At 36.5% G+C, this 14,200-nt stretch carries 14 protein-coding genes and 1 tRNA gene; 13 read left to right on the top strand and 2 right to left on the bottom strand.

The features are described 5' to 3' along the window. Positions 1–5 precede the first annotated feature (5 nt). The 13 genes from L6494_RS06495 to L6494_RS06435 all read left to right on the top strand — a co-directional run bounded on the left by L6494_RS06495 (position 6) and on the right by L6494_RS06435 (position 12,737). Positions 6–737 carry a hypothetical protein gene (locus L6494_RS06495; protein WP_237992714.1) on the top strand — a complete coding sequence of 244 codons (732 nt, stop codon included), beginning with the start codon at positions 6–8 and terminating at the stop codon, positions 735–737. A gap of 348 nt (positions 738–1,085) precedes the next feature. After that, positions 1,086–1,418 (top strand): GPW/gp25 family protein, encoded by a 333-nt coding sequence (locus tag L6494_RS06490; protein ID WP_237992712.1) that lies wholly within the window; start codon positions 1,086–1,088, stop codon positions 1,416–1,418. Positions 1,419–1,431: 13 nt separating this feature from the next. After that, positions 1,432–2,613 (top strand): baseplate J/gp47 family protein, encoded by a 1,182-nt coding sequence (locus L6494_RS06485; protein WP_237992710.1) that lies wholly within the window; start codon positions 1,432–1,434, stop codon positions 2,611–2,613. A gap of 2 nt (positions 2,614–2,615) precedes the next feature. Beyond that, on the top strand, positions 2,616–3,239 hold the full coding sequence (locus tag L6494_RS06480; RefSeq protein WP_237992708.1) for a phage tail protein: 624 nt from the start codon (positions 2,616–2,618) through the stop codon (positions 3,237–3,239). 6 nt (positions 3,240–3,245) lie between these two features. Then, positions 3,246–7,058: a phage head spike fiber domain-containing protein gene (locus L6494_RS06475; protein WP_237992706.1), complete on the top strand. Its 3,813-nt coding sequence runs from the start codon at positions 3,246–3,248 to the stop codon at positions 7,056–7,058. A 29-nt stretch (positions 7,059–7,087) separates the two neighbouring features. Then, positions 7,088–8,416 carry a hypothetical protein gene (locus L6494_RS06470; protein WP_237992697.1) on the top strand — a complete coding sequence of 443 codons (1,329 nt, stop codon included), beginning with the start codon at positions 7,088–7,090 and terminating at the stop codon, positions 8,414–8,416. Between the two features lie 27 nt (positions 8,417–8,443). After that, entirely contained in the window at positions 8,444–9,583 is a 1,140-nt protein-coding gene (locus L6494_RS06465; RefSeq protein WP_237992695.1) for a phage tail protein, read from the top strand. A gap of 12 nt (positions 9,584–9,595) precedes the next feature. Continuing rightward, positions 9,596–10,705 carry a hypothetical protein gene (locus L6494_RS06460; protein WP_237992685.1) on the top strand — a complete coding sequence of 370 codons (1,110 nt, stop codon included), beginning with the start codon at positions 9,596–9,598 and terminating at the stop codon, positions 10,703–10,705. Between the two features lie 28 nt (positions 10,706–10,733). Then, complete coding sequence (locus L6494_RS06455) at positions 10,734–11,012, top strand: hypothetical protein (protein ID WP_237992683.1); 279 nt, start codon at positions 10,734–10,736, stop codon at positions 11,010–11,012. A gap of 49 nt (positions 11,013–11,061) precedes the next feature. After that, positions 11,062–11,454: a hypothetical protein gene (locus L6494_RS06450; protein ID WP_237992681.1), complete on the top strand. Its 393-nt coding sequence runs from the start codon at positions 11,062–11,064 to the stop codon at positions 11,452–11,454. A gap of 54 nt (positions 11,455–11,508) precedes the next feature. Next, positions 11,509–11,874 carry a hypothetical protein gene (locus L6494_RS06445; RefSeq protein WP_237992679.1) on the top strand — a complete coding sequence of 122 codons (366 nt, stop codon included), beginning with the start codon at positions 11,509–11,511 and terminating at the stop codon, positions 11,872–11,874. Between the two features lie 174 nt (positions 11,875–12,048). Then, a tRNA-Ala gene (locus L6494_RS06440) sits at positions 12,049–12,121 on the top strand. A 151-nt stretch (positions 12,122–12,272) separates the two neighbouring features. Further along, complete coding sequence (locus tag L6494_RS06435) at positions 12,273–12,737, top strand: hypothetical protein (protein ID WP_237992677.1); 465 nt, start codon at positions 12,273–12,275, stop codon at positions 12,735–12,737. Between the two features lie 16 nt (positions 12,738–12,753). On the opposite strand, the gene L6494_RS06430 is transcribed toward L6494_RS06435, so the two are convergent. Together L6494_RS06430 and L6494_RS06425 are read right to left on the bottom strand one after the other, a co-directional pair. Beyond that, the gene (locus tag L6494_RS06430; RefSeq protein ID WP_237992674.1) at positions 12,754–13,152 is read right to left on the bottom strand and encodes a nuclear transport factor 2 family protein; all 399 of its coding nucleotides are present in this window, start codon (positions 13,150–13,152) and stop codon (positions 12,754–12,756) included. 12 nt (positions 13,153–13,164) lie between these two features. Further along, a complete protein-coding gene (locus L6494_RS06425) occupies positions 13,165–14,166 on the bottom strand; it encodes a zinc-binding dehydrogenase (protein ID WP_442946983.1) in 1,002 nt (333 codons plus the stop codon). Between the last annotated feature and the right edge of the window lie 34 nt (positions 14,167–14,200).

Genomic DNA, 14,200 nt, shown 5'->3' with positions numbered 1-14,200 from the left:
ACTATATGAAAGAAATATTTGAAATCTTATTAAATAGTCAACGAGCAAATCAAGTAGCTTTAGATCAAGCAGGTAGGTCTCCCTATCCCACACTTGCAGTTTGTGTGCAAAATGCTGATGACCAAAACAGAAGAAGAATTAAAGTAGCCTTACCTTCAAATCCCAGCATACAGTCAGATTGGGTAAGAAGACTTGATGTAACTCCTTATTGTGATAACCCTGTTGTAGCTATAGGACAAACTGTTCTTATATTCTATGTAGATGGGCTTGATACAAATATGTGGTATCTTCCCTTAACTAATGATGTCAATCCTCCAAGGGATAAAGAAGACCCCCTAAAAGACTGTTCTAGAGAGATTCCTGGTAACAATGAGCTAACTATCAAAGGGGATGATACTAAGACTGTGGAGGGTAAAATAACCGCAAATGGTGGGGATATTGAGTTTAATTCTGAAGAGGATTTTAAACTAGAAGTTAAGCAGAATATATTAATGAATGCACTTCAAGCATTAACCTTACAAGCTGCTCAATATGTAATGTTAAAAGCAGGGGTTTGGTTCATTAAAATATTCTCAACTGGTGTTACTGAAATGGGTGGAGGAGTGCTAACTATAGACTGCGGGGGGTATGGGCTGAACTTCGTGAATGTTGGCACTATGAATATTAATAGTAAAGCAATCTCAGTTGTTGGGGCTACAGACTCTGATGGAGATGTACTGGTAGACAAGGGTTGGTAGGAGCCCCTCTAGCAGAAAGAAGTAACCTACTACCTCCTAACCTAATGTTTACCATAGATAAAGTAAACTAAAAAGTAAAGTTATCATAGAGTAAAGTTTACTGTGACAACCTTTTCCTATATATATAAACTAGACACAAGGTTGTCACACCCCTTGAGAAACTAGGGATGAATTTAGGTTTTTAGTTAACCTGATTTAGCCCCCTACACTAGAGCAGCCCCTTAATTCCCCCTCATTTAACCAGGGATGTAGTAATCCTTTCTCTCTGATTGCCCGTTAGGGCTTATAGGAAACTTTAGGTTTAGATTTCTATATTCTAAATCCTCATGTTGGACACTAATTATTTATATGAATGGTTTAAACTTTCCCTTACAAATAGTAAATGGAAATCTTTCTGTTGTTACTGATGGAAATCTCTATAAAGCTCACATTTTATCTTTCTTACAAACTGAGTTACGTGAGAGAGTAATGAGACCTCAGTACGGACTAAAAGATTACCTTTTTGAAACTATATCTGACATTACTTTAATAGCAGCCAATATCAAAACAGGTTTACAACAATATGTTCCTGAAATTCAACTAGAGGTCACTGGAAATATCAATGACCAAGGTGAGGCTGAGATTTCTATATACTGGCTTTTTGAAGATGAAGAGCAACCCACAATCCGCCTTACACTTTGATGGAGATTTTTAAATGGCTGAAGAACTTATCCCGTCAATTTTAATTGATGAACAAAATGAAGAAAGCATCCTAGAACAAGCTCAACTTAGGGTTTTCAATGAATCAGGTGGTCTATTAAATGATTTTAGTGAAAACTCTCCTGTAGCTGCCTTAATTCAAGGTCAAGCATTTGCGGCAGCAGAGTTTCTTTATTATGTTAATAAATTACCCCTAGCTCTAGTAATTGACTTTCTTAAATTAACTGGAGTTGTTAGAAGTCTAGGAACTCAAGCAAAAACTACTTTAACATTTACCCTATCTAATCCTCAAGGTATTGCTTTTACTATCCCTGAAGGTTTTGAAGTAGCAGATGAGTCAGGTAATTATATATTTTATACTGATGCTACCTTACAAATTCCCCCAGGTTTAACTTCAGGTTCAGTTACCGCAACTGCTGAGAAAGTAGGTAGTATTTATAACCTACCCTCTTACTCTATTACAGGTATAACTCAACCCTTAACTTTCCTATCCCAGGTTACTAATGTTGAACCCTCTACTGGAGGCACAGATGAAGAATCTGTAGACTCAGCTATTAATAGAGGATTGATTCAATTAAGAGTTAGAAACCTTGTATCAGCAGATGACTATGAACAGGCTGCTGAAGAATTAATGGGAGAAGGTTCTGTATGTAAAGCTATAGGTTTACTTGGTCAAAATAAGATAAATGAGGAATTAGGTGCAGTTCATTTATTCCTTCTAAACGCTAACCAAGAACCAGCTAATTTAGCTCAAACTTCAGAAATTAGAAATAGCTTACTTTCAAGAATTCAATTAGGAACTCAGCTATATGCTAGCCCTATGGAATTACTTAATATTAGTGCTGAACTGATAGCTAAAGTAACCCCTGGTTTAGATGTAGAAGAAGCTATGAGTGACCTCTGGGAAGCTTATCAAGGCTACTTAAATCCATCTACCTATCCAGTTGGTCAAGACATTATTCTTAATGAGGTAGAGTACCAATTAAGGTTAACTGGGGCTATAAAAGATATTCAATTCCTATCCTTAAATGGACAGCCTCTAAATATACCTATAGTAAATGGGTATACACTCCCTACACCTTATAGTTTATTTATAAAACTGGTAGATGAAGATGGTTCAGTTTATGAAACTGTCTTTGGGGCTGGCGAGTCAGAAGTTTTTGGGGGTGAATATTAAATATGCAAACTCAAGAAGCTTGGGCTTCAAATAGACCTATTTATAGTAGACTCCCAGAGATTTATAAAGAAAACAAAGTTGCAGATTGTCTAACTATACACTTTGATGAATTATTAACAGAAACTAAAGCTAAAGTTGATGATATTCCTAGGCAACTTAATCCTCAAACCTGTGACCCCATTTGGTTAGATTTTCTTGCCCCTCTTTGTGGATTCACAGGAGAGTACTGGGATAGGGGATGGACTACTTTAGCTAAAAGAAGATTACTAACTTATTCCTATCAATACATCTGGTCAAATAAGGGAAGTCAAGACACCTTATCCCTTGTATTAAATTGCTTTAGCATTAGGCACGTAATCTTAAGTGAGGGTGACTTTATTCTAGGAACCTCTCAAGTAGGTGACATTTTAGGGTCTACACCTTGGGAATATACTATTTACCTCCCTACTGCTTATATTGGCAACTACAAAGTTAAATTAACAGAAAAGTTAAATAGATTATTTGGACCCTGCTGGTGTAAATCCCAGATTAAATTTGAGGATAAATACTTCAAAGACCTCACAGTGATTGGTATGTCTGAGGACACTGTATTAGGAACTGAAGATAATAATATAATTGGTATTTAATAAAATATGGCAGATTTAATTTTATCTCGTGATGAGATTTTTATTCAAAAAATAGGTAGCTTACCCAGTGTAGGAACTCTAAAAGGAGAAGCTAATATCCCTGTTTTTCAAGATGGAGTAACTGGTAAGTCTACTATTTCTAAAGTTAAAGAAGGAATGGTAACAGAAGAAGATTTTAATAGTCTTCTTAACTCTAGTATCTCTGGTTCCTTACTCCCTGAATCTCACCTAATTACTGCTTGGTTTACAGATGGTTCTAATGTAGGAACATTATCCACTTCAGAAGATATTCCCAATTCTCAATCGGGTTACAGTATTAGTTTAACCCATAATGGAACTTCAGCTAATGCTAATACTAATTTAATTTATTCAGCTATCCCTGCTGGCATTATTAAAGATGACCAAGATTATACTTTTAGTGTTTGGGCTAAAGGTAATGTTCCTAATTTAATTATTACTTGTTTACTGAAGAGTATAAACCCTACTCAAGAAACAGTAGGTTCTCAATCTCAATTACTTACTACTGAATGGAAGAGATATTCTTTTACCTTTACTCCTACTAAAGATTATAATGATTGTCGTTATGAAATCAGAGTAGGAGATAATGGAGTAATTGGTACTTTCTTTCTATTTAATCCCAGATTAGATAGAGGTGATATCCCTAATCAAATTACTGTAGATTATGATAAATCAAAAGGTAGATTAGAGAATAAACAAATTGATGCTGCGGATAATACCATTAAGCTCTATAATAATTCTAGAGCTAATTTAGCTTCAGTTTCTATAGGGGTTTCTTTAGAGACTGGTACAACTAAAGCTAAAGAAGATGAATTAGGAGTTAAATTTAATCATCGTAGATTATTCTCTAATATTTCAGCATGGGTTACTGATAACCCCTCTATATTAAATTCTATTAAAAGACACCTTTTAGAAGATAGAGAAGTATTATATAACTGTGAATTAAAAGACCCTTCTGGAGAAGCTAATTTAAGTAAAATAATTAATGGGCAATTTGATACTGAACTAACTAGAATGGCTAATACTTTAGCTGGTTTAGGCAAACCTATTTATTTAACAATCCTTCATGAATTTAACAATAGTTCAGTCTATTCTTGGGCTTTAAATTATTCAGGAACTAATAATACTTCTAACAATCCTGCTGACTTTGTGCCAGCTTACCAGTATGTAGTTAATCTAATCAGAAATATAGCACCTAATGTTTTATTTGAATGGCAAGTAATGCCTTTATGGACTACAGGTAGCTCCAGTACCAATCAAAATGATTACTTTGATTATTACCCTGGAGATGACTATGTAGATTTAATTGGTTTAAGTCTTTATAATGTTCCAGGTAGATCAACCTTAAGTGATAGAAGTTTTAGAGAACGCATTCAGAATTTTTATCAACAAACAACTAGATTTAGTAGAAATCCTTTATGTATATCTGAAGGTTCTGTTTTAAGTAGTGGTTATTTCTATCCAATCAGTTTCACTGTTAATAATGGTGGTTCTGAGTATACTAACCAAACTACTTTAACTATCAACGGGGATGGTACAGGAGCTTCCATATTTCCTATAATTACTTCTGGAGTAATAACTGGAGTAGATGTAGTGGATGGAGGTATTAATTACACTACAGCTACAGTAGTTATTTCAGATCCAGGTGGGGGAAGTGGGGCTAGCATCACGGCTACCCCTATCATTCTAGATAAACCTCAATGGGTTTATAATGCTTTTGATGCCTTAAAAGACTTTCCAAGGTTAGCTTATTACACTTGGTTCTTTCATAATAAACAAAACACTACTCAGTTCGATTATCTTGACTTAAATAGTCCTGAAGAGAAGAGATCTTTTACAGAAGGGTATAGATTATTAACTAATAGGATTGTTAATGATATAACTTCTAGCAACAAAATTATCCGCCCCAATCTTTTAAGAAATTGGACTACTACTTCTAATTGGGTACAATCAGGTTCTAATCAAGGTACATTAGGTAATTCTGGTATTATTCCTTATGATGTTACTTGCACAGGACAAAGTTTAACACTTACTCATAATGGTACTCCTGGATTACCTAATACTAATGAAATTTATCAATTACTACCATTTAATTCAAGTAGAAATAACAAACCACATAGTATTTCTTTTTGGGCTAAATCTTCTGTAGATGGAATTATAATTAATTGCTCCACTCAACAAGATTTATCTCCTTTTGGAGTAAGTGAACCAGGAAAATTTAAATTAACTACTTTCTGGAAACGTTATAGTGTAACCTTAACTCATTTTTGGGCAGGTACGTTTACTAACTGGAGAATTAAATTAGGGTTAGGGGCTAACCTTCAAGCTTGCACAATATATTTATATGGAATTAAGTTTGAGGAAGGAGATTTTCCTACAGATTATGTTGATGATATTTCTTCTTTGGGGCAAGGTAACTATTTAGGTACTCGCATAGCTAGAACAGGAAACTACACTGTACCTTCTTCAGAGAAAGGTAGTCATTATGAGATTACAACCTCTGGAGGTAATGCAATAATCACCCTTCCTCCAGCTAATGCAGGGGGTTCTGTAAGCCCACTGTTTTATTCTTTCAGAAAAACAGCGAGTAGTGTTAATAATGTAATTATTCAACGAGTTGGTAGTGATAATGTATTAGGTGCTTCAAGTTACATACTTATTGAACCTAGAGAAACTGTTACTTTGATGAGTAATGGTTCTGATTCTTGGTTTGTAGTTTCCAGGTACATACCTTCCCTAACTAATGTATCTGGTTCAATTGTTGATACTAATAGTGATCAGACTATAAGTGGAATTAAAACTTTTACTAATACAAACCCACTTAATTTAAATAGTAGTAGTGGTCAAAGGTCTGAAATTAGATGGAACAATGATTCTGGACTAAGACGTTGGGTTATTTTTAAAACCGAAGATGTTGAGACAGGTGATGGACAAGGATCTGACTTAGCTTTTAGAGCATATAATGATGCAGGTAATTCTCTTGGGGATGTTATTAAGTTAGATAGAAACACTAAGAGAGTTGAGTTAGGAGGAGCTTTAGTTTTAAGTACCACTATTTATGGTGATCCTGGTTCTTTATGGAGATTAAATAATGTTCTTCAATATAAAGACGGAGTTAGTGTTACCAGAACACTTCTTAATGCCGAAGATAATCTTTCCAATTTAACTAATACAATCACCGCTAAAACTAATTTAAAAACTCTAACATCTAGGATTATAAACAGAACATCTAATTATATAGTGTTAAGTTCTGATGAAGGTACTTTATTTGATTGTGATGCCACTTCTGGGGCATTTACAATGACCCTACCCTCAGCAGCCTCTAACCCTAATGTAATTTATACATTTAGAAAATCAGATGGTAGTAGCAACATAGTAACTATTAGTACCACAGATAATATTCTTGGACAAAGTTCATATTTATTAACTACTAACAGAGAAATCATTACTTTAGTTAGTAATGGTGGGGCTTGGGTTGTAGTAAGTAGAGATACCCCTACTGTAGGAACTGCTACTGCTACTGCTGGTGCAGCCACCTTAAGTTCAAGAATAGGTAGAGTTACCACAGAAAGCCTAACCACAGCAGCAGGTGGAACTTACACCCTAACTATTACTAACTCTGTAGTCACCTCAACTTCAGCCATCACAGCAACCATTACTGGAGGAACCAATACTACAGGTGTTCCAGTTCTCTTAAGGGCTGTACCTGGAAGTGGAACTATCACAGTCACTATTAGAAATATGGATGCTTCAGCAGCCTTAAATGGCAACTTGGTAGTATCTTACAGCATAGTCAACTAATTATTTAAACTTAATTAAAATAATAAATTATGAGTCAGATTCTAGGAACATTACTAGATTCTGCTGGGTTTCCCTTGACTGGAAAGTTGAGGGTTTCCCTTACAGGAACACTGGTAAATGATATTGATACCCCAGATTCAATTAACCTAACTAAACCCCACCTTTTTGATATTGAAGATGGGGAAATTGATATAGACTTAGATGAATCAGAAACCTCCAAAGTAACCTACAGATTTGAATTCTTTGAAACTGATGTAGATGATAACTTAATTGAGCCTGCTCTTTTAGATTTCTATGCTTTAGTTCCCAACTTATCCCCTATTCAATTTGCCTCCCTAACTCCTACAGGAATGGTAAATGATGTATTAGATACAGGGGCGTTAAGAGTAGCTAGAATTATCTCAGCTAATCCTAACTTAGCTGCTAACATTGGTGGACCTTTTCCTAAAGGTAATTGGTCTGCTGGTACAACCTATATTTATAGAGATTTAGTTAATTATCTAAATAGAACTTACATTTCTAAAAGTATTACTCCAATCACAGGAGTATTGCCTACTGATACTAACTACTGGATGAACATTCCAGTTGAGCCTAATGGAACTCTAATACTAGGGGATGATACTCCTTATGGAGTTGCCTGGAGTGATTCAGGATTAGCTACCTCACAGGATGCAGTCTATGATGCTATTCAAACTGTCAATTCAAGTATTGCCTTAAAAGCTAACTTAATTAGTCCTACTTTTACTGGAAATGTTATTGTTCCTAATCAGGCTGCTAATACTAATAATACAAGAGCAGCTAATACAGCTTATGTTGATGCTGGTTTAGTACTCAAGGCTAATTTAGATGGTTCAAATTTAACTAACACTACTGCCACTACACCTGCTAGTACAGATGATAGTACAAAGTTAGCGACTACTGCTTTTGTACAGCATTCTTCTAGACCTGCATTTAACGTAGTGATGAGTGTAAACCAGTCTAGTAGTGCTGATAACCTTTTAGTGAATTTTACTACTGAGTTTATGGATAGTGACAATACCTGGAACACTAACACATTTACAGTACCCATAGCTGGGTTTTATATGTTTGGAGGTTCCTTGTATTTACTAAATAATGATACCTCAACTAGAGTTATAGGTGCAGAAATACATATTAATGGCACACCCAGTAGGCGTGTATCTGAGGCTTATTTATTACCTAGTGTGGGTTCTCATACAACTATAACCCCACATATGTTTTATCTCAATGTTGGGGACACCCTTAGAATTATATGCCGTACTTTTGGCACTTCATTTCCTTACAGCGTTATTGCTAACGGAGGTTCTGGCACTCTTTGGGGCTTTAGATTACCTATTTAATTTAACTTATTTATAAAATATTATAATATGAGACCTGTATTACAAAACGGTGATGTCTTCACTGCTGAGATTGCTAATGCTATTGCGTATCCTATAGTTGATGGAGCAGATTTCTTAGGTCATGGACCTAAAGTAGTTGATGAGTATTTAGATGATGCTCCTACTCAACTAAAATCAAGATTCTATAATTTCTATGACAGATTAAAAGTTAGCCACAATACAGGGTTAACTTTTTCTTATTTAGGAGGAATAGTTCTACTAAGTGATGGGAGTACAGCTTCCATTAGCCCAGGTTCTATTCCAGTTCCTAACAATACTACAAGTTATATATTTGTAGGAAATAATGGTGTAGTCCAAACCTCAACTCAATTACCTAATGAATGTTTCCCCTTAGCTTTAGTTATTACAAATAGTGGGACTTTATCAGGTAGTGTAATAGATTTAAGAGATAAGATAGTTGACAGAATAAGCACTGCAACTATTCCAGTTCAACAACTAATCCCTTCAGGTTCAGGGATGGAATTCTGGGGGAGTGTTCTTCCTTCAGGTTGGCTATGGCAAGATGGTAGCCTATATGAACCTTCTCAATATCCTACTCTGTTTGCTGCTATTGGATATACCTATGGACAGTCTGGAACAAGGTTTAGAGTACCAGATAAAAGAGGAAGAGTTGGAGTTGGTGCTGGTCAAGGATCAGGGCTAACTAATAGATTACTTGGTCAAACTTTTGGAGAAGAAAGTATTGCTTTAATTACTTCTCAAATACCTTCTCACTCTCATGGAATAAATGATCCTGGACACTCTCATAGTGTTAATGACCCCGCACATGGTCACGCATTAAATGACCCTGGTCATGCTCATAATATCTTTGCTAATACAACTGATGGGGGAAATGATCAACGAGATAGAACTGATGGTTTCTTAGCTAAAACTTCTAATGTTGCTATTACTGGTGAAGATGTTGGGGGTAAAGGATACATCAATAGTAATGCTAATGGAGTCCATTTAGTAGCAGGTTCAGGAACAGGTATAGGTATTGGTGGAAGTAAAACTGGTGTCAGCCTTAATGGATCTGGTACAGGGATTTCTATTAATTCTCAAGGTGGTAATGGTTCACATAATAATATTCAACCAAGTATTGTAGTAAATTATATTATCAAAATATAAATCAAATTAATTATGTCAAAAATTGCTTTAAATAATGGTCAGTATGCTAATTTAATTGTGGCTGCTGATGAAGATACTGGTGGAATGTTTCCTCTACCTAATGGTCGATATGCTCAAACTGTTTTACCTGTTGATATTGATGGTAATCCTATTGTTTCAACTGCTACCAATACTATATTCACCCCCACTGGAAATATTGCAGCAACAAATGTTCAAGCAGCTATTCAAGAACTAGATAACGAGACTGTAAAGACTACAGGCAGCCAGAGTATTAACGGTATAAAGACTTTTAATAACAGACTTCTAATAGAAGATACAACTGAATCAGGAAACTACACTAACGGGTCATTTGTGAGTAAAGGTGGAATTAGTTCTTACCGTTCAATTACTGCTGGAGCTACTATAAGAACTGGGCACACTTTCGCTTTTACTGCTAGTTCTGGTGGGGTTTCTATCATTAGGCAGTTTGCAGCAAATACAGCTATTACTGTTGATTTCTCTGGTGCAAGTGCTGCTGCTACTTTTTATCCTAGTGGCGGAGTTCACATTGGTGCATCCCCCAGTGACCCAGGTGCAAGCAACTTAAGAGTTAGTGGAACAACACCCGCCACATCAACTACTACGGGTTGTGCTACTTTTGTGGGGGGAATTGGTGTTACTGGTGATGGTTGGTTTGGTGGTACTGTTAACGCCCCTTTTATTAATGCTAGCAACCGCTTTATTGGCGATATTTTAGTAGGAAGGAGTGTCTCTGGCACAAATATTGCTGCTACTAATCTACAAATAAGACCAGGACAAAGTACAGGTAATGTTACGCCTAGTAGTATTACTTTTTCAACGACTGATGTAGGAAGTTCTGGCACATCTTTTCAAAACATAACTGAAAAGATGCGCCTATCTGGGCTAGGAAACCTCCTAATAGGGACTACCACAGATAATGGTAACAAACTCAGAGTCGCAGGTACAGCAGAAGCCACACAATACAGACTATCAGCACTAAACACAGCACCAGCTAGTGCAACAGATACAGGGACATTAGGAGAAATAAGAATTGATGCTGATTATATTTATGTGTGTGTAGCAAATAATGTTTGGAAACGTTCAGCATTAACAACTTGGTAATTTAAATAAATAATTAAGGATAAATATTATGTCTAATCAAATTACTGTAACATTAACCCCTACTGATGTAGTATGGCGTTATCAAGGGGATGTAGAGGGTGGAGATATCTTAACTGCTAAACTCCAACTACTCATGCAAAGAGAGTATAGGAATGCAGAAGGTGTACTGTACAAAGTAGAACAGTTACCCTCAATTGAAGGCACTCCTGAAGAATTAGGTTTTCTACCTGAGTTTACAAGCATCAAAGCTAAGTTAGTTCTTATGCAAGCTGCTGTTCAAGAAGACGAAGTTGAAGAAGAAATTTAATTAATTCAAAAACCTAGAAAACATTAATCTAGGTTTTTTCTATAAAATTATGTTACAAGAGAATAATCAAACAACTACGCCCAAAACTCAAATTAATATATCTCCTAATGTGCAGGATAGAGTAGTAGAACAAATACTAATTCAAAGTGGAGGAATAGGGCTGGGAATCCTCATATCTTTAATATCTAGCGTACTAATGGCAAAGTGGCTGGGGCTAGGAACCTTTATTGTTAAGTTTCTAGAGAGAATTGATAAGAGTACAGAATCCCTAACTTCCCTAGCTACTAGCATCCATCAAGTATCAAAAGAGCTAGACCTTAACCATGATAAGTATGTCAAGGATCATAAAGATATCCTGGACAAAGTTGGAGAGGTCAAGAGCCTTATAAAGGAAGATGTTATGCCTGCTTTAAGAGACATTGAGAGAAGACTGGGTAATTAATCTATTGTCCAGTCTTCTATAATTAAATCCCCTAAAATAAATTTTATAATTAATATGTTAAAATCTATTTCCCTTGCTAGTGAATTTACAGAATTCTTTACTGATAAAAATCATTATTTATATCCTATTCACTTTGCTATCCCTACAGATAAAAGAGGTAAAATTATAGGCAGATATATCAATGCCCTTGATTTAGTTTTAATATTTAATTATAAAAATATTTTCTCTGCTTGGGAGAAATTGAAAAATAAATATAAGTTTATCATTGAGTATTCCCTTATTCTTTCAGAGGAAGAAGGAGATACCTTTGTGGAGGATTTCTTAACATTTAATCAAGCTAAAGAATTAATTCAAGAGACCTCCAGGTTAAGCTCCAGGGAGAAGGATAGTCTATTGTTTTTCCTTTCAGGTAGTATCTAACGTTAAACAAATTATACCCACCTTCCTGGGGAATCTGACTAGGTTTTCTGCTGATTTAACATTTCTTAATCCAGTTGTCTTGACTAAACTTGCATAAACTTGCATACTAAATACAAGTGGAGGCACTGTTGTAGAGTTAATCAGGAAGCTGAAAGACTTGCTATATAAGGGTCTGGGGTTATAGCTCAGTTGGTAGAGCACTTCAATGGCATTGAAGGGGTCAGCGGTTCGATTCCGCTTAGCTCCATTTTATTGATAAACTTAGTTTTTAATTTTGCGGATAACATATAAATAGCCAAATGTGCAACAAGCATTAAGAATTTATCTGTAAAATTCAAGCTTCGTGTTGTGTGAAAGTGATACCATATTAAAGTCGCTGTTCTCAATACCATCCGTAAATGAACAAAACATTGGATGAAGAACTTTCCATAAAAATTGCGGAAAGCATCAAAAGCAAAGCTAAAAAGCCCTTTAATAATGCTTATAAAGCAGCATTGGCGACAGAGGGAGCTAAATATGTGCAAGGATTTTTAGTGTGTTGGGGTAAGCCACACAAGCCCATAGAACACAGTTGGATTGAAATAGAGGATAAAATCATCGATCCGACTCTACCGTACTTGCCCAAAAACTCCCAAGAGATGTGGTATTTTGCAGCCCAAAGCTTGAGTATGAAAAAGTTAAAAGCTGTGATAGAAGAATCAAAAGAAGATTATCCAGAAGATGATCCATTACCTATCTACGGTGATGCACCTTACGATTATTATGGTGATGTCATGTTGGGAGGGAAAGAATATTTAGAAGCTTATAAAGCGGCTGAAGTTAAATGCAAAGAAATTCAAGCATTAAAAGCTCAAAATAATTAAACTTGGTAAATCGGTTTTAGTAAGATTTACCATCGCTACCAAAGTATTCTCGATAGCTACAAATTTTGTCTTCTCGCACATCAAAGGAAACGGCTATCCGATTTTTGTAAGGTTGTCCTAACAAAAGTCCTTCATCCCGAAATTCAAAGACTACAGTAGTCTCGTTACTGGTAATGTGGTCTAGAGATACTAGTTTGATTCCTGGTTGGAAGGATGCACAGACATATTCAAAAAACTCCTTGGCGCGTTCTTTACCTTGATTGAACCCGTGGAACTTACCTACCGGAAACCAAAAAGTAAAATCATCTGTCAGCATATCCAGAAATGCTTGCCATTCCCCCGTGGCTAAACCGTGGGTAAAATGCTCAAATGCTTGGTGAGCAACTTTTAAAGTATTTTCCGCATTTTGTGTCATGTATTTACAATACTAAAACCTGACAACTACTTTGCCACAATTTTGACCACTTAGCAGATATTCTACCGCCGTGGGTATAGATTCTAGACCGTGGAATGGGGTGGAGTCAACAGATACTTTGAGTTTGCCTGAATAGAAAAGATTTAACAGGCGATCGCATGCTTCTGGGATATATTCTTTATAGTGCGGCATGAGAAACCCCCGCACGGAAGCCGCCTTCCAAAATAGTTGGTGATAAATGCGCGGTTGCATCACCCGTTCTACATCTTTAGCATACTCAGAAATGTAGCCAATATTAACCAACCGTCCCCGAATAGCTAAGTTATCAACGCAGGTATCAAAAATCTGTTTACCCACACACTCAAAAATTAAGTTAATCCCCTTGGGGTACTCATGCTTGAGGACTTGATGGAGATTTTCTCTATGATAATTGATAATGCGATCGCAGCCCAATTCCCTTAATAACTTCCCCTTCGCCTCAGAACTACAAGTCCCAATCACATGATTACCTGCTAACTTCGCCAATTGCACCGCAATATGGCCAGTACCACCAGCCGCAGCCGTCACCAAAACCACCTCATCGCGTTGCATCTCCCCTACTTGTTCTAAAGCCACCAAAGCGGATACACCCGTCGGGACAAGGTTAAGAACTTCCGGCGTTGCTTCCCGTACCTTCACCCCCAAACTAGCATCTATCACCTGATATTCCCGATAACCCCCACCCCGTAAAGTAGTGATAACAGCATCACCCACCTGAAAATCAGAGACATTTGCACCCACCGCCACCACTTCCCCCACCGCTTCCACACCCAAATCAAAAGGTGGAATTAAATTCACATAAGGAACTTCACCCCGACAGAGTAAAGTATCAAACCCCGCATTCACCCCCGCAAACTTATTACAAATCAAAACCTCCTCTTTCCCCACTGCACCAAAACCAACTTCCACAACCTCCACAGCCGAACTAAAATCCTTATCCAGACGTTTAGCAACCAACTTCCTATAACTTTGCATCTTCAAACACCCTCAAAAAAAACCTCCGCGCCAC

Origin of the sequence: Nostoc sp. UHCC 0870 (assembly GCF_022063185.1) — a bacterium.
Taxonomy (GTDB): domain Bacteria; phylum Cyanobacteriota; class Cyanobacteriia; order Cyanobacteriales; family Nostocaceae; genus Trichormus.
This window is presented reverse-complemented; position numbering and strand designations above follow the sequence as displayed.